The organism is Pseudomonas sp. CROZ-RG-20F-R04-15 (genome assembly GCF_022662375.1).
GTDB lineage: Bacteria > Pseudomonadota > Gammaproteobacteria > Pseudomonadales > Pseudomonadaceae > Aquipseudomonas.
In genome coordinates, this window is the sequence record NZ_JAKNQL010000001.1 from 797,710 (window position 1) to 818,956 (window position 21,247).

General features: G+C 58.7%; 21 protein-coding genes. 12 read left to right on the forward strand and 9 right to left on the reverse strand.

Translation table 11 applies throughout. From position 1 onward, the window contains the following. Positions 1–46: 46 nt before the first annotated feature. Positions 47–1,237, reverse strand: a complete 1,191-nt coding sequence (locus tag L8H52_RS03655; protein ID WP_242204528.1) for a cyanate transporter — start codon at positions 1,235–1,237, stop codon at positions 47–49. 413 nt (positions 1,238–1,650) lie between these two features. On the opposite strand from L8H52_RS03655, the gene L8H52_RS03660 reads away from it, so the two are divergent. The 4 genes from L8H52_RS03660 to L8H52_RS03675 all read left to right on the forward strand — a co-directional run bounded on the left by L8H52_RS03660 (position 1,651) and on the right by L8H52_RS03675 (position 5,925). After that, positions 1,651–3,300 carry a phosphoethanolamine--lipid A transferase gene (locus tag L8H52_RS03660; protein WP_242204526.1) on the forward strand — a complete coding sequence of 550 codons (1,650 nt, stop codon included), beginning with the start codon at positions 1,651–1,653 and terminating at the stop codon, positions 3,298–3,300. A gap of 163 nt (positions 3,301–3,463) precedes the next feature. Beyond that, entirely contained in the window at positions 3,464–4,597 is a 1,134-nt protein-coding gene (rnd, locus tag L8H52_RS03665; RefSeq protein ID WP_242204524.1) for a ribonuclease D, read from the forward strand. After that, positions 4,594–4,887, forward strand: a complete 294-nt coding sequence (locus tag L8H52_RS03670; protein WP_007911350.1) for a YcgL domain-containing protein — start codon at positions 4,594–4,596, stop codon at positions 4,885–4,887. Before rnd ends, L8H52_RS03670 begins: the two co-directional genes overlap by 4 nt. Positions 4,888–4,992: 105 nt before the next feature. Next, entirely contained in the window at positions 4,993–5,925 is a 933-nt protein-coding gene (locus tag L8H52_RS03675; RefSeq protein ID WP_242204522.1) for a D-2-hydroxyacid dehydrogenase, read from the forward strand. Between the two features lie 124 nt (positions 5,926–6,049). Here the strand turns inward: L8H52_RS03675 and L8H52_RS03680 are convergent, their stop codons facing one another. Next, complete coding sequence (locus L8H52_RS03680; protein ID WP_242204520.1) at positions 6,050–6,643, reverse strand: nitroreductase family protein; 594 nt, start codon at positions 6,641–6,643, stop codon at positions 6,050–6,052. A 165-nt stretch (positions 6,644–6,808) separates the two neighbouring features. On the opposite strand from L8H52_RS03680, the gene L8H52_RS03685 reads away from it, so the two are divergent. Both L8H52_RS03685 and L8H52_RS03690 read left to right on the forward strand, forming a co-directional pair. Then, positions 6,809–7,258 (forward strand): YcgN family cysteine cluster protein, encoded by a 450-nt coding sequence (locus L8H52_RS03685; protein ID WP_242204518.1) that lies wholly within the window; start codon positions 6,809–6,811, stop codon positions 7,256–7,258. Between the two features lie 35 nt (positions 7,259–7,293). Next, complete coding sequence (locus tag L8H52_RS03690; RefSeq protein WP_242204516.1) at positions 7,294–8,523, forward strand: hypothetical protein; 1,230 nt, start codon at positions 7,294–7,296, stop codon at positions 8,521–8,523. Positions 8,524–8,625: 102 nt separating this feature from the next. Here the strand turns inward: L8H52_RS03690 and L8H52_RS03695 are convergent, their stop codons facing one another. The 4 genes from L8H52_RS03695 to L8H52_RS03710 form a co-directional block, all read right to left on the reverse strand. Next, positions 8,626–9,003 (reverse strand): DUF2892 domain-containing protein, encoded by a 378-nt coding sequence (locus L8H52_RS03695; protein ID WP_180699202.1) that lies wholly within the window; start codon positions 9,001–9,003, stop codon positions 8,626–8,628. A gap of 81 nt (positions 9,004–9,084) precedes the next feature. Next, a complete protein-coding gene (locus L8H52_RS03700; RefSeq protein ID WP_007911337.1) occupies positions 9,085–9,555 on the reverse strand; it encodes an RNA methyltransferase in 471 nt (156 codons plus the stop codon). Between the two features lie 192 nt (positions 9,556–9,747). Beyond that, entirely contained in the window at positions 9,748–10,119 is a 372-nt protein-coding gene (locus L8H52_RS03705) for a YajD family HNH nuclease (protein ID WP_007911336.1), read from the reverse strand. 49 nt (positions 10,120–10,168) lie between these two features. Beyond that, complete coding sequence (locus L8H52_RS03710; protein ID WP_242204514.1) at positions 10,169–10,855, reverse strand: hypothetical protein; 687 nt, start codon at positions 10,853–10,855, stop codon at positions 10,169–10,171. A gap of 81 nt (positions 10,856–10,936) precedes the next feature. On the opposite strand from L8H52_RS03710, the gene L8H52_RS03715 reads away from it, so the two are divergent. Then, a complete protein-coding gene (locus tag L8H52_RS03715; RefSeq protein WP_242204512.1) occupies positions 10,937–11,221 on the forward strand; it encodes a hypothetical protein in 285 nt (94 codons plus the stop codon). Here the strand turns inward: L8H52_RS03715 and L8H52_RS03720 are convergent. Together L8H52_RS03720 and L8H52_RS03725 are read right to left on the reverse strand one after the other, a co-directional pair. Further along, the gene (locus L8H52_RS03720; RefSeq protein WP_242204509.1) at positions 11,218–11,691 is read right to left on the reverse strand and encodes a cyclic nucleotide-binding domain-containing protein; all 474 of its coding nucleotides are present in this window, start codon (positions 11,689–11,691) and stop codon (positions 11,218–11,220) included. The genes L8H52_RS03715 and L8H52_RS03720 overlap by 4 nt on opposite strands. 106 nt (positions 11,692–11,797) lie before the next feature. Beyond that, on the reverse strand, positions 11,798–13,852 hold the full coding sequence (locus L8H52_RS03725; protein ID WP_242204508.1) for a S9 family peptidase: 2,055 nt from the start codon (positions 13,850–13,852) through the stop codon (positions 11,798–11,800). A gap of 1,276 nt (positions 13,853–15,128) precedes the next feature. Between L8H52_RS03725 and ltrA the strand changes: the two genes are divergently transcribed. The 4 genes from ltrA to L8H52_RS03745 all read left to right on the forward strand — a co-directional run bounded on the left by ltrA (position 15,129) and on the right by L8H52_RS03745 (position 18,766). After that, a complete protein-coding gene (ltrA, locus tag L8H52_RS03730) occupies positions 15,129–16,826 on the forward strand; it encodes a group II intron reverse transcriptase/maturase (protein WP_242204506.1) in 1,698 nt (565 codons plus the stop codon). Positions 16,827–16,921: 95 nt separating this feature from the next. After that, positions 16,922–17,419, forward strand: coding sequence for a hypothetical protein (locus tag L8H52_RS03735; protein WP_034153176.1), 498 nt, complete (start codon positions 16,922–16,924; stop codon positions 17,417–17,419). 15 nt (positions 17,420–17,434) lie between these two features. After that, positions 17,435–18,211, forward strand: a complete 777-nt coding sequence (locus tag L8H52_RS03740) for a class II glutamine amidotransferase (RefSeq protein WP_007911322.1) — start codon at positions 17,435–17,437, stop codon at positions 18,209–18,211. A gap of 12 nt (positions 18,212–18,223) precedes the next feature. Next, positions 18,224–18,766, forward strand: a complete 543-nt coding sequence (locus tag L8H52_RS03745) for a DUF2937 family protein (RefSeq protein ID WP_007911321.1) — start codon at positions 18,224–18,226, stop codon at positions 18,764–18,766. 122 nt (positions 18,767–18,888) lie between these two features. Here L8H52_RS03745 and L8H52_RS03750 read toward each other — a convergent pair whose 3' ends face one another. Next, a complete protein-coding gene (locus tag L8H52_RS03750) occupies positions 18,889–19,800 on the reverse strand; it encodes a LysR family transcriptional regulator (RefSeq protein WP_242204505.1) in 912 nt (303 codons plus the stop codon). A gap of 159 nt (positions 19,801–19,959) precedes the next feature. Here L8H52_RS03750 and L8H52_RS03755 point away from each other — a divergent pair, with 159 nt between their 5' ends. Beyond that, a complete protein-coding gene (locus tag L8H52_RS03755) occupies positions 19,960–21,246 on the forward strand; it encodes an MFS transporter (protein ID WP_242204503.1) in 1,287 nt (428 codons plus the stop codon). The last annotated feature ends 1 nt before the right edge of the window (position 21,247 follow it).

The following is a 21,247-nucleotide window of genomic DNA, read 5'->3' on the forward strand; positions in this document are numbered from 1 at the left end:
TAACACGACGTCGCCGATCAAAGCGCGCAAAGATGGCCAGAGGCCTTTAGCTTGATCCCCGAAAGTGCCGCACGTAATGCCGAGGATCGAAGCGCCACACCATCAGCAACATCAAACCCATCACCGCCATCAATGACCACCAGGCCCCTTCGAAGCTGCCGAGTCGATCGCGGATCATTCCGGCCAACAACGGTGAGAGGCCAGCGATCAAATAGCCGATACCCTGCACGAAAGCGACCAGGCCCCCGGCACGTTGCGGATTGTCGAGGTGGTCGAGAGCGACGATCAGACTCATCGGAAACAGACCGCCGATACCCAGACCCAACAGGCAGGGCCATAGCAGGCTGAAGTGTTGCGGGCTGAGGATCAGGCCGCAAAACCCGGCGATGATCAGCGTCAGCAGCGCCATCAGAATCACCCGTCGATCCCGGCTGCGATTGGCGATAGCAGGAACCACCAGGCCGGAAATCACCTCCATGGCCGTCAGAAAACCTAACAGCAGCCCGGCGTTTTGTTCGCTCCAGCCTTTTTCCACGTAGTACGGGGCGAGCCAGGCCAGCACACAGGTGTAGGACGCCGTACCCAACCCAAAGAAAACCGCCAGTAGCCAGGCGCGAGGATTGCTGAAGAAGCGATCCTCACGCTTTGCCAACCCCATGGAGGGCAGATGGCGGCGTTGCGACCAGCAGAACACCAGTGCGAGCAAAGCAAGGATTGCCCAGATTGCCAGACCGTTGCGCCAGCTGCCCGTTTGCGCCATGACCAGCGGTGCAAGCGAGGCGGCAATGGCTGCACCGCCCATGATCGAAGTGACGTACAAACCCATGCACAACGAGACGTTGTTGGCGAAGCGCGATTTGATCAACGCCGGCATCAATGCCTGAATCAGCGCAATGCCGATCCCGGCCAGCACGGCGCTGACGATCAGTTGAAATGCCGTGTCGATAAACAGCCGTGACAACGTTGCCAGCGCGATGATCAGCAATGACAGCAGCACCGTTCGTTGCTCACCCAAACGCTGACTGATGCCGAGGCCGACAAACATTGCCAGTCCCATGACCATTACCGGCAACATGGTCAGCAGTGCGGCGAGGCTGAAACTGAGTGCAATATCATTGCGAATCGCTGACAGCAGTGGACCGACCGCAGCCATCGACGGGCGCAGGTTGAGCGCAACGAGGATGATGGCGAGCATTAACCAGACAGCAGGACGGGCGGTGGCGCGGACGTTATCCATCATCAAACCTTAGGGCGGGGCTGGTGATTAGGCGCGCAGCCGTCTAGTCCGGGCAAACCAGAAAATCCTGAGCAGTATTTAAAAACTCGATACCCCGCGACCCATGGTGGGAGCGAGCCTGCTCGCGAAAGTGGATGGTCTGCCACCGAAATATTGGATGTGCCGACCTCTTCGCGAGCAGGCTCGCTCCCACAATAAACAGCCGTGTTGTTTTTTCTGAATCAAAGCTGAACCATTCTCAAATACTTCACAAGTTTCTATGTATTGCCGAAAGCCAACTAATCGTTGGCGTCTTTTTCACAAAAAATTGATGGTTGCCTGCTTAGCATTTGTACTGCCTTGGTTAATGAATTTTTCACAATCGAATTTTCATCATTAACCAAGGTTCTTCTTTTCAGGAATCGCCCACCTTTATGTTGAAGTTAAAAGCCGCGCGCCCGGAATGGGTGACGTTGATCGCCAGCGCCTTTCTTTTGATCGGTTTCAATTTTGTCCTCTGGCAGCATCTCTTTGAAATCACTGCCGCCGATGGCCAAGGCATCGCCATGCGCGTGGCTTTCGGGGTGATGATTCTCGCGGCGTTCAACATCGTGCTGACGTTTATCGCTTTTCGGCCGGTGCTTAAGCCAGCACTGACGTTGATATTTTTGATCAGTGCCGGGGTGGCTTACTTCATGAGCCAATATGGCGTCATGATTGATGCGGGCATGTTGCGTAACTTTGCCGAGACCAATGCCACAGAAGTTCGCGACCTGCTGTCGTTGAAGTTGTTTGCCTATATTTTGTTTCTCGGAGTTTTGCCCTCCTGGTTGTTGTGGAAGTTGCCGGTTAATTATCGTCGCTGGCACCGTGAGTTGTTCAGCAAAGTTATTGTCAGTGTCGCCTCGGCAGCCGTTATCGGTGGTGTGGCCCTGGCCAACTACCAAGGGCTGTCTTCGCTGTTTCGCAACCACCACGAAATTCGCCTGATGCTGGTGCCGAGCAACTACATTGGCGCGTCGGCCGGTTACCTGCGTGAGCAAGTGGTCTCTTCGCAGCAACCGTTCGTCAAGATCGGTGAAGACGCCCAGCGCAATCCCGATTTGAAACTTCAGCCGCGCAAATCCCTGACCGTTCTGGTCGTGGGTGAAAGCGCTCGCGCAGAGAACTTCGGCATCCTCGGCTATGACCGTGACACCACACCGAAACTCGACAAGGAAGCCGGGTTGATCGCCTTTACCGATGTGCATTCCTGCGGCACAGAGACGGCCGTTTCGGTGCCGTGCATGTTCTCCAACATGGGCCGCAAGGATTACGACGCCAGTAAGGCGAAAAATGAAGAAGGTCTGCTCGACGTGCTTAAACGTGCCGGTATCGACGTGATCTGGCGCGACAACCAGTCTGGCTGCAAAGGCACTTGTGATCGAGTCACCCTGCAGGACGTCAGCAACCTGAAAGACCCGGCGCTGTGTGCCAACAGCGAATGCCGCGACGAAATCCTCCTGCAAGGCCTGCAAAGTTTCATCGATCATCTCGACAAGGACACCGTTCTGGTCCTGCACCAGATGGGCAGCCACGGTCCGGAATACTTCAAGCGTTATCCGAAGGAATATGAGCACTTCACGCCTGTTTGTGAAAGTAACGCGCTGAACAATTGCAGTCGCGAAAGTATCGTCAACGGTTACGACAACACGCTGGTGTATACCGACCATGTGCTGTCGAGCCTGATCGATGTATTGCGCAGCAATCAGGACAAAGTCGACACCGCCATGTTGTATCTGTCGGACCACGGCGAGTCGCTGGGCGAATACAACCTGTTTCTGCATGGCACGCCTTACATGTTGGCGCCTGAGCAACAAAAGCATGTTGCGATGCTGGCGTGGTTCTCCGACAACTATCAGAAAGCCTACTCGGTCGACACTCATTGCCTGCAGATGAGCCGCGACAAACCGTTGAGTCAGGACAACCTGTTCCACTCGATGCTTGGCCTGCTCGAGGTCAAGAGCAAGGTCTATCAGCCGGGTCTGGACATGTTCGCCGGTTGCCGCGGCGCGGTGATCGATGGCGTGTTGGCCAAGGACTGAGCTGATTCGGGCCCGTCACTCTGACCTGACGGGCCTGTCTGTTTCCTCTGTCAGACTATTCTTGCTCTTTGGCAGGACATTTCGTTACAGCTCTTGCCCTTCGCAGGCGCGTAAATCGCCGGTGGCGATATATACTGCGCGCCATTCTTCAAGGGAGAGCCGTGTGGCCATCGATATTCACTGGATTCGCGACAACGAAAGCCTCGCGCAGTTTTGCGCCGAGTGGCAGCAGCTGCCGTTCGTTGCCCTCGACACCGAATTCATGCGGGTCGACACCTTCTACCCGATTGCCGGCCTGTTGCAGATTGGCGACGGCAAACGCGCCTACCTGATCGATCCGCTGACCATCAATGCCTGGCAACCGCTGGCCGCACTGCTGGAAAACCCGGCGGTGCTGAAAGTCCTGCACGCCTGCAGCGAAGACCTCGAAGTCCTGTTGCGCCTGACCGGCAGCCTGCCGGCGCCGATGTTCGATACGCAATTGGGCGCGGCTTATCTGAACCTCGGTTTCTCGATGGGCTATTCGCGGCTGGTGCAGGAAGTGCTCGGCATCGAGCTGCCGAAGGGCGAGACCCGTTCCGACTGGTTGCAACGCCCGTTGTCCGATACGCAAATCAGCTACGCCGCCGAAGATGCCGTGCATCTGGCTGAGGTTTTCGTACAGCTGCGGCCGAAACTGTCTGACGAGAAATTCGCCTGGGTGCTGGAGGACGGTGCCGAACTGGTCGCCAACCTGCGCCGCGAAACCGATCCTTACGAGGTTTATCGCGAAGCCAAACTGGCGTGGAAACTCTCGCGCGCGCAACTGGCGGTACTGCGCGAATTGTGTGCATGGCGTGAAACCGAAGCCCGCGCCCGCGATCTGCCGCGCAACCGCATCGTCCGCGAGCATTCGCTGTGGCCGTTGGCTCGGACGCAGCCGGATAACCTCGCCGCGTTGGGCAAGATCGAAGACATGCACCCGCGTACCGTGCGTCAGGACGGCCAGTTTCTGCTTGATCTGATCAAGCGCTCTGGCAGTGTGGGGCCTGATCAATGGCCGCCCGCTGTCGCGGAGCCATTGCCGATCGAGGCGGCTGCGTTGATCAAACAACTGCGTGCATTGGGCCAGGCTGAGGCCGAGCGTCTGGGCATCGCCCCGGAACTGATGCTGCGCAAGAAAACCCTCGAAGCCCTGGTCAAAAGCGGCTTCCCCGAGGGTCCTTACCAATTGCCTGAGTCGTTGCGTGGCTGGCGCCGCGAACTCATGGGCCAGAAGCTGCTCGACAGCCTGGCCACCGCCGGAGAACAGCCTTGAAACGTATTTGTTCCATCTACCAAAGCTCCAAGCGCAGCGGCATGTACCTTTACGTGCTCAAGAGCGATGCGCTGGAGCGTGTGCCGGAAGCGCTGATGCTGGCGTTCGGCAAGCCGAAGCATTCCTTCGACCTCGTGCTGTCGCCCGAGCGCAAACTGGCCAGCGAAGACATCGTCGTGGTCCTGGAAAACCTCGACAAGCAGGGCTATCACCTGCAAATGCCGCCGGCCGAGGACGAATACATCGAGCACCTGCCCGAAGAGTTGCTGCGACGCAACGACCCGGTCTGATCTGCGAGGCTCAGTTCTGAGTCTCGGTTTACCCTGGAACTGTTTTTACCGCGATGGCCGGCCAAAATCCGGCGGCCGTCTGCACGGTTTGCGAAAGGTTTGAAGATGCGCGTTCTGATTGCTGAACACGACCACGCGATATACGCCCGGCTGCTGCGTCAGGCAGCGCCCGAGCTGGAAGTAATGACCAGTGGCGACTCCGCCGAACTGGCCCGTCAGGCCGCCGATTGCCCGGTGTGGCTGGGCCAGCCGGATCTGCTGGCGACCCTGTTGCGCCAAGGGCATCAGCCACAATGGCTGCAATCGACCTGGGCCGGCATCACGCCGCTGCTCGCTGACGGCTTGCGCCGCGATTATCGCTTGACCCGTGCGGTAGGGATTTTCGGTCAGGTGATGGCTGAATACGTGCTGACGTACATTCTTGGCCATGAGCGCGAAGTGCTGGCGCGACTGGTCAGCCAGGTCGAGCGCAAGTGGGACAATCGCAGCGGCCAGAGTCTTGTCGGACGCAAAGTGCTGATCGTCGGCACGGGCGACATCGGCCAGAGCGTGGCGCAGTTCCTGCTGCCATTCGGCATCGAGTTGTACGGCATTGCCAGCACTGCCCGCGAGCAAGCGCCGTTTGTCGAGGTCGGTTCGATGGCCGATCTGCCACGCCTGGTGGGCGAGGTGGATTACGTGGTCAATCTGCTGCCGAACACCGAGCACACCCACGATATCTACGACGCGGCGCTGTTCAAGCAATTCAAACCGACCGGGTTGTTCATCAACGCCGGACGCGGTGTCGCGGTGGTCGATGCTGATCTGGTGGAAGCGCTGAAAGAAGGGCATCTGGCGGGGGCGGTGATCGACGTTTGCCGTCAGGAGCCACTGCCGCAGCGCCATCCGTTCTGGACGGCGTGGGGTTTGTTGCTGACCGGGCACAGCTCGGCACCGACGTCACCGGCGTTGATGGTGCAGCTGTTTGTCGAGAACCTAAAGGCGTATCAGGCGAGCGAAGCGTTGCGCGGGGAAGTGGATTTCGATCGCGGTTATTGAATGTTCGCCGAATAAAATGTGGGAGCGAGCCTGCTCGCGAAGGGGGAGTATCAGCCAACATCATCGTTGTCTGACACACCGCTTTCGCGAGCAGGCTCGCTCCCACATTTGTTTTTGTGCTGGCTTAGAGGGTGAAGTCGCCTTCTGCCGCCAGTTCGTTCAGCGGACGGCGTGGGCTCGGCTCTTCACGGGCTTGCAGGTATTCAGCCAGCGTTGCCTTGTCACCCAGTTTGCCAACGGCCACGGCAGCATGCAGCGCATAACCTTCAGGAATGTTCAGCTCCTTGCGGGTCAGTTCCTGATCGAAGCCGGCCATGCCGTGGGTGTGCCAGCCGCTGATGCTCGCCTGCAGCGCCAGATGGCCCCACGCCGAACCGGTATCAAACGTGTGCCACAGCGCTGGAGTTTCTTCGCTGGCACCCGGTGCGGTGAAGGTGGTTTTCGACATCACGATCACCAGCGCCGACGCATGCTGCGCCCAGCTGCGGTTGAACTCGTTCAACAGTCCCAGATAACGCTCCCAGTTCGGCGTATCGCGACGTGCATAGAGGAAACGCCATGGCTGCGAGTTGTACGCCGAAGGTGCCCAGCGCGCGGCCTCGAAGAAGCTCAGCAGGGTTTCTTCCGGAATCGCTTCCCCGGTGAAGGCGCGCGGCGACCAGCGGTTGGTGAATTGCGGGTGAATGGCGTAATCGGCAACGCGAGGGTTGGCACTCATCGAGAGATTCCTTGCTACGTTTGAGTCATGAATTCGAGGCAAAACCCTACGTGGCGGCGATCAGGCTGACAAGCGCGATTTACCGACAGTCGCCAGCGCTTGGCCCGCAAGGCCTTGAGCACTAGACTGGCGGCCTTTTCACCACCTGATGTTGATGTTTGAGCCATGACCGCCAAAGTCGAACCGTTCTGGATACGCAAAACCCTCGATCAGCTGGATCACGAGGAATGGGAATCGCTGTGCGACGGCTGTGGTCTGTGCTGCCTGCAGAAACTCGAGGATGAGGAAGACAACAGCGTCTATTACACGCGTATTGCCTGCAAACTGCTGGACCTGAAAACCTGTCAGTGCAGCGATTACCCGAACCGCCTCAAGTTTGTTCCGGACTGCATCCAGCTCACCCCGGGCCAGGCCGAAGAGTTCAAATGGCTGCCGCCGACCTGCGGTTATCGACTGGTTAGCGAGGGCAAGGATCTACCGTTGTGGCACCACCTGGTGTGTGGCGATCGCGACGCGGTGCACCACGAACGGATTTCCCAGTCCGGGCGCATGCTCGCCGAAGGCAGCGTGCCGGAGGATGACTGGGAAGATCACCTGATTTTCCGCGCAGGTTAAACACCTGCGCACGCAAGCTTTGCCAAGGAGTGTGTATGGCTGTCGGATTGCAGCGAGCGTTGATGGTTGCGCTGCTGGCGTTGAGTGCGCCGGTCTGGGCAGCGAAGAAGGTCGATCTGGATTATCACGTACGCCTGTTGCCGCAGAGCGATCAGGCCGAAGTGCGTCTGACCCTGGCCAAAGGCGAGGCGGTGCGCAGCCTTGATTTCGACCTTGGCGACGGCAGCCATTACAGTGACTTCAAGGCCGACGGCCAGTGGCTGCTGACACCGGGCAAAAATGCACGTGGCGTCTGGCGGCCAGCCAGTGACCAATCCAGTCTCACCTACCGCGTGCGCATCAGCCACGGCCGCAAGAACGGCAGCTTCGACACGCGCATGACCCCAAGCTGGGCGTTGATGCGCGGTGACGAATTGGTGCCGCCGGCCAAACTTGATCAGCAGGACGGCACCGAACTGGTCGCGCGTCTGCAATTCGAATTGCCCGAGGGCTGGAAAAGTATCGAAACCGCGTGGCCACGCATCGGCAAGAACAAATTCCGCATCGATAATCCATCACGCCTGTTCGACCGCCCGACCGGCTGGATGCTTGCCGGCCATCTCGGCAGCCGCCGCACACGGCTGGGCGAAACCGAAGTCACCGTGGCTTCGCCACAAGGGCAGGGCATGCGCCGCATGGATGTGCTGACCTTGCTGACGTTCGTCTGGCCGCAGGTGCAGGCCGTTTATCCACGCCATCCGGCCAAGCTGTTGATTGTCGGCGCCAACGATCCGATGTGGCGCGGCAGCCTCGCTGCGCATGAATCGATCTACGTGAACACGCGCTTGCCGCTGGTCAGCGAAAACGGCAGCAGTGCACTGGTGCGTGAGTTGGCCCAGGTGTTCGGACGGATCAACGACGAGCAGCGCAGCGACTGGATCAGCGAAGGCTTTGCCGAGTATTACGCCGTTGAGCTGGTGCGCCGCGCGGGTGGCATGAGCGATGAGCGTTATCAGAGTTTGCAGACGAAACTGGCCAGGGACAGCCAGAAAGTCACGACGTTACGCGGCGAACAGATCAGCCCGGCACAGGTTTCGAAAGCGGTGGTGGTGTTGCAGGAGCTGGATCGCGAGATTCGCCTGAAGACACGTAACAAGCGTTCGCTGGATGACGTGTTGCGTGGGGCGATGCATCTGGGGACGGTGAGTACCAAGGAGTTTGTGCAACTGGCCGAGAGTGTTCTTGGCGAGTCCTCAAAAGTCCTTGATACCGCGTTGCTTCAGTGAGACCGCTATCGCGAGCAGGCTCACTCCTACAAGGGAACGCGTTCCAAATGTAGGAGTGAGCCTGCTCGCGATGGGGCCTTCAACCCCACCGCAAATCTGCGATCAAACCCCGGCTTTCGGCGATTTCACCGAATCATTGCCGGTCACGGTAGCGGTTTTGGTCGCCGCCTCAGCATTCGCCTTCAGCTTGCTCAACTCTTCCCCGGCCCGCTCGATCTTCGCTCGCACGTTATTCATGTCCTGACGACTTTTCTCAAACAGGCTTTTGACCGAGCTGTGCCCGGTAATCCCGCGCGCCATCGCCACGCCGCCAATTGCCACCTGAATCAAACCGAACACGCCGCCACGGCGCAGGCCTTTACCGACCATGATCACGCCGCCCGCGAGTGAGCCGATGCGCTCCCAGCCTTCGACGTTCTGCTCGGAATGGCTCTGGAACGGGGTGGATTCGATGCGTTCGACACGTTTGAGCTCGGTCATGATCTTTCTCCAGGCAATGAGTAATCGATAAACAAGCTGACTGCCGGAGCGGTCAGCTCGTTCCATCGAATATGCGGCGTTTCAGCGGAATTTCGGCCCGGAGCGGGTGTTCAAGCCCTTGGCCATGCGGTCGTAGAGCACGACGTTGACGGTCGCGGCGAGGTTCATGCAGCCGGTGGTCGGGATGTACACGACGTCTTCGCACCAGTCGCGGATCTCTTTGTCCAGCGAGCCGTCTTCGGGGCCGAAGATGTACAGGGCGCGATCCGGGTGGGTGTATTCCGGCAGAGGGCGGGCGCCCTCGACCAGTTCCACGGCGACGGGCACGCAGTTGAGCGGGAGGATCTTTTTCAGATCGTCGATGCCGATCAGCGGGATGTCGTAGTGCACACGTTTGGTGTCGGTGACGAAGTCGGCGGCGCGTTCATAACGCTTGCCGGTGTAGAACACCGACGCCACGCCGTAGCAGCCTGCGGCGCGCATCACCGAACCGACGTTCTCTGGTGATTTGGGGTTATACAAACCAATGCAGCTGTACCGTTTGTCTGCCACGAGCGGGGTGCCTTCGGGAAAAAGAGCGCGATTATACGGGGATTGGGGGAGGGCGGGCAGATTCGAGATCTACGGTGTCTGGCCGGCCGCCTTCGCGAGCAGGCTCGCTCCCACATTTGATCGGCGTCGTACACTAAACCAATGTGGGAGCGAGCCTGCTCGCGAAGGGGCCAGTTCAGGCGCTGAAGATCATCAGTCTTCTTTTTTCATCAACCCGGCGAGGGCGGCAAACGGGTTATGCGTTGCCTTGGCAATCTTCGGCGTGCTCAGCGAGCCTTCGCTGAAATACTGCTGATCGGTATAGCGCGAGTGTTCGTTGTCGTGGCAATACAGGCACAACAATTCCCAGTTCGAGCCGTCCTGCGGGTTGTTGTCGTGATTGTGGTCGCGGTGGTGCACGGTCAGTTCGCTCAGGCGCTTGCCGGAAAACTCACGGGTGCAGCGGCCACAGACGTGCGGGTACATCTTCAGGGCTTTGTCGCGGTAGCCCATTTCTTTGTCGCGCTGGTTGTCGGCGAGGATGCGATCCAGCTTCGACGTGTTGGTTGGGGTGGACGAACTCATGGGTTCACCTTTGTAAAAAGACTAATGACGGTTATGAGCAGAGTTTAGCTCAGCCCTTGAGCTTCTCGGCAATCCAGATCGTGTGGCGGGTGCCCTTGTTGCCGTGGGCGAAGACCTGGACTTCTTCGGCCTTGAATCCGGCCTTCTTCAATTTGTCGGAAAACAGCCGGTCAGCGCTGGCCGACCACACAGCGAGCACGCCTTTGGGGCGCAGGGCCTTGGCGCAGGCATTCAGACCCGCGGCGGAGTACAGCCAGCTGTTGGCCTTCTGGGTCAGGCCTTCGGGACCGTTGTCGACGTCGAGCATGATCGCGTCGAAGCCGTTCGGTTCGCTTTGCAGCACCTTCGCCACGTCTTCCTGACGGATCACCGTGCGCGAATCGAGCAGCGGTCGACCGGACTTTTCGCCGAGCGGGCCACGGTTCCACTCGACGACGCCGGGCACCAGTTCCGCGACCACCACTTCAGCGGTTTTGCCCAGATGCTTGAGCGCCGAGGCGAGGGTGAAACCCATGCCCAGTCCGCCGATCAGCACCCGCGAGTCCGGCCGCCCGGCCACTTTACGGCAAGGAATTTCCGCCAGCGCATCTTCGGAGCCGTGCATGCGCGTGTTCATCAATTGCCCGCCGTCGCCGCCCTGGATCTTGATGACGAAATCTTCGCCATACTCGAACAGGCACAGGGCACCGCCGCTTTCAGGGATCGGGGTGGTGTCGAGCAGAACGAAACGTTTCATGGAAATCTCTACAAGGGGGGAAGGCAAGCAGGCCCGTTGGGAGTAGCCTGAGCACAGACTAGAGGCCAAACGGAGCCCTTGATGAAGCGCACCATTCTAACGGTCATTGCCCTGGCCGCGCTCTCGATTACTGCAGTGCAGGCGCAACAGACAATACCGGTCAGCCCGGCGCCGCAACCCGGCTCGCCCGGCACCGCGACGCCGACGCCGTATCCGCAGATAACGCCGATCAACATTCCCAAGTCAGGTGCCGGCAGTGGCAGCCCGCCGTTGGTACCGATTGAAATGCCCACTCCGCCGAGCAAGGATCAACCTGTGCCGGGCATTGAACCGAGCGGCACCAAAGCCAAATCCCCCGGCGGTTAAACCTGCTGCGCGGCCAATTGGCCGTCTGCCATGCGCAGGCGTTTCGACAGGGATACGGCGAGGGCGCGAATGATCTTGGCGGCGATTTTCGGCGCATCGTTGAGCATTTTTTCCAGCGAATCCTTGCCCAGGTTCAGCAACTGGCAATTGCTCGCGGCGACACAGGTGGCCGAGCGGCGTTCGCCATCGAGCACGGCCATTTCGCCAAACGCCCGACCGCTGCGCAGGGTGGCCATGGTGATGACCTGGCCATCGGGTCCGGTTTTTTGCACGGCGACCTGACCGGTGTGGAGGATGCACATGAAGCTGCCGGCATCGCCCTCACGGAAAATCGCCTCGCCTTCGGCCACGGTGCTGATGCTGAAATAGCCGGAAGCGGCCGCAAAATCGGCCAGCTGCAATTGATCGAACAGGCCACAGTCCATCAGCCAGTCACGGATTTCGTTGTTCAGGAAGGTCGGTTCTGACATGTCGTCACGGTCTTTTTGTTTTCACTGTTTCAAGGCTGTACACCGCCCCTGTGGGGTATCGGCCTCTTGGGTCTGCAATTAAGACCCAAGTGACCAACGGAGTTCCTCAGGCCAGGCCCAAAACCTTGAAAACAAATGCGTATTCGAGCGCTACGTCACGTAATCCCTGATAACGCCCGCTCATCCCGCCATGCCCGGCGCCCAGTTCAGTCTTGAGCAGCAGCACATTGTCGTCGGTCTTGGTCGCGCGCAATTTCGCCACCCACTTCGCCGCTTCCCAGTACTGCACGCGGCTGTCGTTGTAGCCGGCGATGACCAGCGTCGCCGGATAATCCTGCGCGCTGACGTTTTCGTACGGTGCATACGCCTTGATCCGCTCGTAAACATCCGGCTCTTCAGGATTACCCCATTCGTCATACTCGGTGACGGTCAGCGGCAGGTCCGGGTCGAGCATGGTGTTGAGCACGTCGACGAACGGCACTTCGGCAATCGCCACGGCGAACAGATCCGGACGCTGGTTGAGCACTGCACCGATCAACAAACCACCGGCGCTGCCACCGCTGATTGCCAGTTTATCGGCGGTGGTAATGCCGTTGAGGATCAGGAATTCGGCGCAGGCAATGAAGTCGCTGAAGGTGTTGTGCTTGTGTTCCTGCTTGCCGGCGCGATACCAGGCTTCGCCCAGTTCACCGCCGCCGCGCACGTGAGCGATGGCGAAGGCCATGCCACGATCCAGAAGGCTTAGACGGGCGTGGGAGAACCACGGATCAAGGCTCGAACCGTAAGCGCCGTAGCCGTACAGATACAGCGGCACTGCTTTGCCAACCATTTCGCGCTTCATCACCAGACTGATCGGCACTTGCGTGCCGTCCGGCGCCGTTGCCCACAGACGCTGGCTGACGTAAGCGTCGGCGTCGAACGGGCCAAGTACCGGAGTTTCTTTCAACACCGCTTGTTCGCCGCTGGCGAGAATCAGTTGGCGAACCTGTGCCGGGCGGTTCAATGCTTCGTAGCGCAGACGAATGCGGTCGCTTTCAAATTCCAGGCTGTTTTGCACATACAGGCTGTAGGCGGCGTCCGGCAATTGCACGCGATACGGCGCCAGACCGTGTGGATGTACTTCGATGATCGGCAAGCCACCTTCGCGCAGGCTCAGGGTCATGGCCTCGGTGTTGAGGCTGACACCGTCGAGCATCACCGTGTCGCTGTGGGGGATCAGGTTCTGCCATTCGGCTTCGGTCGGCGCGGTGCCGTTATCCGGGGCCTGATACAGGGCATAGTTGATGCCGTCACGGTTGGTGCGGATAAACCACGTCCACACGCCATCGAGCAGGCCGTGATCGACATCGTATTCATGATCTTCGACCCGTGGCGCCAGGCAGGTGAAGGGCTGGTGCGGCTGATTGGCGTCGAGCGCCCAGACTTCGCTGGTGGTCTTGCTGCCCAGCGACAGCAGCAATTGCTGCTCGGAACTGGAACGGTAGCAGTGCAGGAAGAAACGCCCGTCCGGCTCGTGGAAAACTTCTTCGGCAGCGGTGCCGTCGAGGCGGTAACGGAACAACTTGTGTGGACGATGGGTGTCGTCGAGTACGCCGAAAAACAGGGTCAGGCTGTCATTGGCCCAGGTCATGCTGCCGTCGCAGTCTTCGAATTCCAGTTCGCTGACTTTGTCGTTGGCCAGTTCCTTGACGAACAGCGTGTAGATCTCATCGCCTGAGGCGTCGACGCTGTAGGCCAGACGCTGGTGGTCCGGGCTGATGCTGAACGCGCCCAGCGAGAAGAACCCGCCGTTGGCCAGCACATTCGGGTCGAGCAGCAGCTGTTCGCGGCTTTCGTCGAGGCTCAGGCTGTCGTCTGCCGGACGCGGACAGCGGTAATGCCGGGCGTACTCGTCGCCCGCCGTGGTGCGCGTGTAATACAGGTACGGGCCCCACGGCGAGGGCAGGGACAGGTCGGTTTCAAGAATCCGGCCCTTGATCTCTTCGAACAGAGTTTCGCGCAACTCGGCCTGATCGGCGGTTTGCGCCTCTTGGTATGCGTTTTCGGCCTTGAGGTAATCGAGCACCGCGTCGGTGTCGCGCTCCTGCAGCCAGGCATACGGGTCGGCACCGGCGGCCTTGTGGGCGATCGGGGCACTGTTGGCGTTGGCGGATTGGGGCATGGAAGGCTCTCGGACAATATTCGGAATAAGGTTTTTTACAGCGCTTGATACCGCCGCAGCCCCCTGTGGGAGCGAGCTTGCTCGCGAAGGCGGTGGGTCAGACAACAAAGTTTCAACTGACAGTTCGTATTCGCGAGCAGGCTCGCTCCCACAGGTCGTGTGTCTATTGGGACAAGCCGCACGGGCGAAAAGTCGTTACTATAAGCGCCTCTGTGCGACACGCGTAGCGTGTCTTCAAGACCTCGAGGTGTCAGATCATCTTGAGGGGCTCCTTGAGTGGAGTCGAAGCCTAGGTATCGCCTCCTTGGAAACAAATCTGTCCCAGAAGTCCAGTACCTTCAAGGGCTTGCCGCTGCGGCGGGGTATGCAAAAGGGTCGATACAGCATTCAAAACTCGCCCTCAGAAAGCGTTTTTCTTTCTGGAATGCATCTCAAATCATCGGTTCTTCTCAGAACCTAACCCACGCGGGAAAGAATCCCCGCAGGGGTTTTCTCCTGCTTCTGAAACAGGGGGAAACAAACCTTAGAGCATGCTGCTTAGGCAGTCCCCGCTCCTATCCATCTGAAGACGCGAGCGAAAGTTCTGTCTGTCATTGTCCATCTAATTTGCTTGCAAGTTAGCAGCGGACTCGTTGTGCGACCAACGATAGCCTAGGAAAACATGCGTCATTGGCAACGATGAGGTGTGAAGCTTTTCTGACAACGTAGTCCCCGAAAGGGCCTGCATTTTCCGCGAGGGGATGCGGGGATGCTCGGAGCAGAACCGGGTTGAGACGCTAGGCTGATCGGAATGGGCAACATATGTGAACTGCTGATAAACGTCGTAATTATAAACAAGCCAAAACTGCTGTCAGGCTTGAGCCAACAGGCAAAGTGATCGGATACCTCCGTAGAGGCTGGGGGTACGTCGTCATCAGGATCACCGGCGGAAAGGCAGGCCCTAACCCAATCGTGTGACAGGCAGGGAACGTGGTAAGTCCGTATGGCTGCCTTCGGGCAGGTGAACCGCAAGGGGATCTGTTGGCCGTGCGGGTATGGGATCGCAGAGAAAGCGAAAGTCGATTTGTAATGAATCGAATAGGGGTTGGAACATCACCTCACGGGAAACCGGGCAGACTTCTGCGTGGTCTTTTGTCGCATGAACTCTGACTGAGCCTGTCTCAATAATTTCAGAAACCTGTGTTTAGGTTTCCCATTAATCCAGCCCTGACGGGACGTCCATTCCCGTCAGGGAATGCGTACGTCTTCAGCTCAGGCAATTTGAGAGGAAGGCAGCATGCTAGTACATAGCCCTATGGCCGTGTCTGCGCCCTCCAGCGCTCCGCAGCAATGGCATGACATCGATTGGCGTCGTGTCCAGCGGAACGTTCGGGCAATGCAGGTGCGGATCGCGAAGGCTGGTCGGGAAGGCGACTGGCGCAAGGTTAAATCCTTGCAACGGATGCTGACCCGCTCTCGATCGGCCAGATACTTGGCCGTTCGGCGAGTCACTGAAAACCAGGGCAAGCGCACGGCGGGAGTCGACCGCGTGCTCTGGGATACACCCGATGCCAAATGGAAAGCGGCAAATGGGTTGAAGCGCCACGGATACAAACCTCGGCCATTACGGCGAGTTTTTATTCCGAAGTCGAATGGAAAGGAGCGCCCTCTGGGCATTCCGACCATGACAGACAGAGCTATGCAAGCCTTGTATTTGTTAGCTCTGGCGCCCATCGCGGAAACCACCGGTGATCCAAATAGCTATGGCTTCAGGATCGAACGTTCGACGGCGGATGCAATGGGACAGCTGTTCGTCTGCCTGTCCAAAAAGGTTTCGGCCCAATGGGTACTGGAGGCGGACATCAAAGGCTGCTTTGACCACATCAATCATGACTGGCTGATCGCCAATGTCCCTACAGACAACGAGATCCTTCGGAAGTGGTTGAAAGCCGGGGTAATTCATAAAGGCCAACTGCAGGCAACGAATGCTGGGACGCCGCAGGGCGGGATTATCTCGCCCACCTTGGCAAATATGGTGCTGGATGGCCTGGAATCACAGCTCAAGCAACATCTGGGCGTGACACAGGCCAAGAAGCTGAAAATCAACGTGGTGCGTTACGCGGATGACTTTGTGATTACCGGAGACTCGAAAGAGGTGCTGGAAAGCGAAATCAGACCTTGGGTGGAGCAGTTTCTCGCTGTAAGGGGGCTGCAGTTGTCACTCGAGAAAACCCGCGTGGTTCACATAGACGAAGGCTTCGACTTTCTGGGATGGAATTTCCGCAAGTACGACGGGAAACTCCTGATCAAACCGAGCAAGAAAAACGTGAAAGCGTTCTATCGCAAAGTGAAGACAGTCATCAGCGCTAATAAAACGGCCCGGCAAGAGGATCTGATTCGATTGCTTAACCCGATACTGCGAGGTTGGGCGGTTTATCACCAGCCGGTTGTGGCCAAGAAGGCGTTTAGCCGAATGGATAACTCTGTTTTCCATGCTCTCTGGTACTGGGCGAAGAGGCGACATCCAAACAAATCGTTGGAGTGGGTCAGGAGAAACTATTTTCAGGCTCACGAAGGCAGAAATTGGGTATTTGCCACCACGGCAATGAAGGTTGACGGATCGAAAGCAATAGCACCTCTGTACTCAATTGCGAGTACCGCGATCGAGCGGCATAGAAAGGTGAGTGGGGGCTACAACCCCTTTGATCCTTCCATGGAGGAAATGGGAGAGAAACTGCGAATGGTACGAATGCTCAAAAAGCTGAAATACCGTAAACAGATTGTGAGGCTTTTCCAAACCCAAAAAGGTCTATGTCCACTGTGCAAACAGCCGATCACCAAGGATAGCGGTTGGCATGACCACCACATAATTCACCGCTCCCAAGGCGGTGGAGACACCTTGGATAACCGAGTACTATTACACCCAGTTTGTCATCAGCAGCTACACAGCCGTGGATTGACAGTAAACAAGCCGGCTCCAAACGGGGCTTACTAAAGACTTGAGCCGTATGCGTTGAAAGGCGCACGTACGGTTCTTAGGGGGAGGCAGACCAGTAATGGTCTGTCTCTACCCGACTTGCCTGCCTTGCCATGGACACCATGACCGAGAACGACTATCTGATCGCCTGGGGCCTCTACGCCTTTGCCGCTGTGGGCTGCCTGTTGGTATGGATGCGCCTGACCACCTGGATGTGGCGCTGGTTGCGCGAGCCGCTGCGCGTGCTGATGGCGGTGTTGCTGTTCAGCCCGACCATCATTGATCCGGTGAAAGCCAAGGTTGCACCGTCCATCGCCATTACCGCGCTGGACCTGGCCTTCAAGGTCGGCAACAACGCCTGGCGGGCGATCTCCGATCTGTTCATGTACAGCATGATCGCTTTCGGCATCTACCTGATCTTTGTGCTGATCCGCTTCCCGATCGAACGTGCTTCGCGTGCGCGTCGTGAACAGGCAGAAGCCGCCAAGGCCGCCGCTCGCGCCGATGACCGCGATGACGATCAACCGTTTGGCGGCGCGGGCGATGACCGTTACGGCCGTCCACCTCTGCCGAATAATCCGCAGCGCATGCGGGTCGAGCCGCGCCTGTAACCCGAGAGTCCGCACATGTGTGAATTACTGGGCATGAGTGCCAACGTGCCGACCGATATCGTGTTCAGCTTCACCGGCCTGATGCAGCGCGGCGGCCGCACCGGCCCGCACCGCGACGGCTGGGGCATTGCCTTCTATGAAGGCCGGGGCTTGCGCCTGTTTCAGGACCCGGCGGCGAGTTGCGAGTCGGAAGTCGCCAACCTGGTGCAGCGTTATCCGATCAAGAGTGAAGTGGTCATCGGCCACATCCGCCAGGCCAACGTCGGCAAGGTCTGCCTGTCCAACACCCACCCGTTCGTCCGTGAACTGTGGGGGCGCAACTGGTGTTTCGCGCATAACGGCCAGCTCGCCGATTTCACTCCGATCAAAAGCTTCTACCGCCCGGTCGGCGATACCGACAGCGAAGCGGCATTCTGCGATTTGCTCAACCGCGTGCGTGCGGCTTTTCCGGAGCCGGTCGATATAGAAGAACTGCTGCCGGATCTGGTCGCCGCGTGCGCCGAATACCGCAGCAAAGGCGTGTTCAACTGCCTGCTCAGCGATGGCGACTGGCTGTTCTGCTATTGCTCGACCAAACTCGCACAGATCACCCGACGCGCACCGTTCGGCCCGGCGCGGTTGAAGGATGTCGACGTGATCGTCGATTTCCAGGCGGAAACCACGCCCAACGACGTGGTCACGGTGATCGCCACCGAGCCTTTGACCGAAAATGAAACCTGGACCCGCTACGAACCGGGCCAATGGAGCCTGTGGCGACGCGGCGAATGCGTAAGCCAAGGCAAGACCGAATAAGGATCTACCCCGATGTTGCTCAGTTATGTACGGCTGGTGTTGTTTGCGGCGGGCCTGTTGATCGGTGTCCAGGTGCCGGGATTCATCAACGATTACGCGAAACGGGTCGAGGCGCATCTGATCGAGGCGCAGACCGGTCTGCGCGGTTTTCAGGGCACTGCCGAGCAGTTTTTCAAAGGCGATATGCAGGCGTTGGTGGCGCATTATCGCGCCAGTGAAGACCCGGTGTTTCGCAGCGATGCCGACAGCCTGAGCACCTTGCTCAGCCGCCAGATCGCGTTGGACAAGCAGTTCCAGGCGATGCAAGGCCCGTGGTACATCCGCTTCCTGCAAGTGGTATTGGCCGCTGATCCGGATATCCGCAAGGAAACCTGGAATGGTTACAGCTATCAGATCCTGCTGACGCCGGAAGCAATGATCTGGGGCATGAGCGGCGCGTTGCTGCTGTCGTTCGGCATTGAATGCCTGTTCCGACTGATCGACTGGGTCGTCCTCGGTGGCCGACGTTTGCGCCAGAGCCGGCCGATCGAAGACCGCGACGTGCGCGGTCTCTAAGATCAGCGCAGGATGATCGTTCCCACGCTCTGCGTGGGAATGCCTCAACGGACGCTCCGCGTTCGGCTTTGAAGGGACGCGGAGCGTGCCGGGCTGCATTCCCACGCGGAGCGTAGGAACGATCAACTTAAAGCGATGTAGTCCTTGCCCACCTGGCGCGCGTAACCTTCCAGCACCTGCTGACACAACGTCACAATCTCCTCGACCCATTCCACGCCTACTCGCCACGACACCACCACCTGCAAGTTCGGCGGCCGCTGATTGATGTCGAGCAAGGTCAATTCCCCCCGCGCCAACTCTTCGGCCACCAACACCGGTGGCAGCACACCAATCCCGAATCCATCACGCAATAACCGGGTAATCGCCGACACCGAATTCACGCAATTCAAGCGCGGCGCCAGCACACCGCTGGCCTGCATCAACGCCAGCAGATCCTGATGCGGTCGGGAGTTTTTCGAGTAAGTGATGATCCGTTCCTGCGCCAGTTCAGCGAGGTCGGCGTAGTCGCGGTTATAGATCGAATTACTCGCGACAATCCAGCCCAATGGATGACTGGCCAGCTCCTGACTGCGCACACTTTCATGGCGCACCAGATCGGTTTGCAAAACGATGTCGAGAAAACCTTTTTGCAGTTGATCGCAGAGGTTCAGCGAGGTATCCGCCACCAGCTCGATTTCCACTCGCGGATACAGGTCGGTCATCTGCGCGACCAAAGGGCTGAGCCAGGTGTGGATCACCGTGTCCATCACGCCGATGCGCACGCGGCCGACCTTGCTTGAGCGAGTCTCGATCGATTGCTTGAGCGCTGACATGGTGTCGAGCATCTGCTCGGCATACTCCAGCACTTTCAGGCCTTCAGGCGTCAGGCTGACACCGCGCGAATCGCGCAAAAACAGCTTCACCCCCAGCTCACCCTCCAACACCGCGATGCGGCTGGAAATCGACGCCTGGGTGGTGAACAGCTTATCGGCGGTCAGGCGAAAACTCTTCAGTCGGGCGACCCAGACAAAGGTCTCGAGAAACTTCAGGTTCATGGGCAAGGCTCGGGTGACAAGTTTTTCTTATGGCTAAGGCGGGTTTTTATTCGTTGGACGCAGCAGGGCCGCGCGACGAAAAATCGACGCATCCGGTTCCCACGATAGGCGTCGTCGGGGCTACGAACAAGACCAATAAAAAACCTGCGGAGATAAGCCATGAGTGCTCCCGACACCCTGCAAGCATCCACGGCAACGGCGCGTCCCGGGCCGTTCGACTGGTATCGCAACATCAACCAGCAGGAACGCCGTACGTTCTGGAGCTGCAAGATCGGCTACGGTCTGGACGGCATGGACACGCAGATGCTCAGCTTCGTCGTGCCGACGCTGATCGCGATGTGGGGCATCACTACCGGTGAAGCGGGGCTGATTCACACCAGTACCTTGATCGCTTCGGCCATCGGCGGCTGGGTCGCCGGAATACTCTCCGACCGCATCGGTCGTGTGCGCACCCTGCAACTCACCGTGCTGTGGTTTGCCTTCTTCACCTTCCTCTGCGGTTTCGCGCAAAACTACGAACAACTGCTGATTGCTCGCACCTTGATGGGCTTCGGTTTCGGCGGTGAATGGACCGCTGGTGCGGTGCTGATCGGCGAAGTGATCCGCGCCAAGGACCGTGGTAAAGCGGTGGGTATGGTGCAATCCGGTTGGGCGCTGGGCTGGGGACTGACGGCGATTCTGTATGCGTTGCTGTTTTCCGTGTTGCCACCGGAAGATGCCTGGCGGGCGCTGTTCATCCTTGGCATCGTGCCGGCGATTTTCGTGATTTTCGTCCGTCGACTGGTGAAGGATCCGGAGATCTATCGCGAGGCCAAGGCCCAACAAACGCCGGAGAATCAGTCGAAGTTCTACGAGATCTTCGCACCCGGCATGCTCTTCACCACGCTTCGCGCTTCGCTGCTGACTACCGGTGCTCTGGGTGGTTATTACGCGATCACTTCCTGGCTGCCGACCTTTCTGAAAAACGAACGCGGCTTGAGCGTACTCGGCACCGGCGGCTATCTGGCCATGGTGATTGTCGGCTCCTACGTCGGTTACGTGATCAGCGCCTATCTGACTGATCTGCTGGGACGGAAAAAGAATTTCATCCTGTTCGCAGTTGGCTCGTTCACCATCGTTCTGCTCTACACACAACTGCCGGTGAGCAACGGGGTGATGTTGTGGCTGGGCTTCCCGTTGGGTTTCTTCGCCTCGGGGATTTTCAGCGGCATGGGCGCGTTTCTCACTGAGCTGTTCCCCACGCGGATTCGCGGTTCGGGACAGGGCTTTTGCTACAACATCGGTCGGGCGCTGGCGGCATTGTTTCCGCTGCTGATCGGACTGCTTAGCCAGAAAGTACCGTTGAGCGTCGGCATTGGCGCCTTTGCGGCGGTGTCTTACGGCGTGGTGATTATCGCGGCGCTGAGCCTGCCGGAAACCCGTGGCAAGCAACTGGACGCGCAGTAAC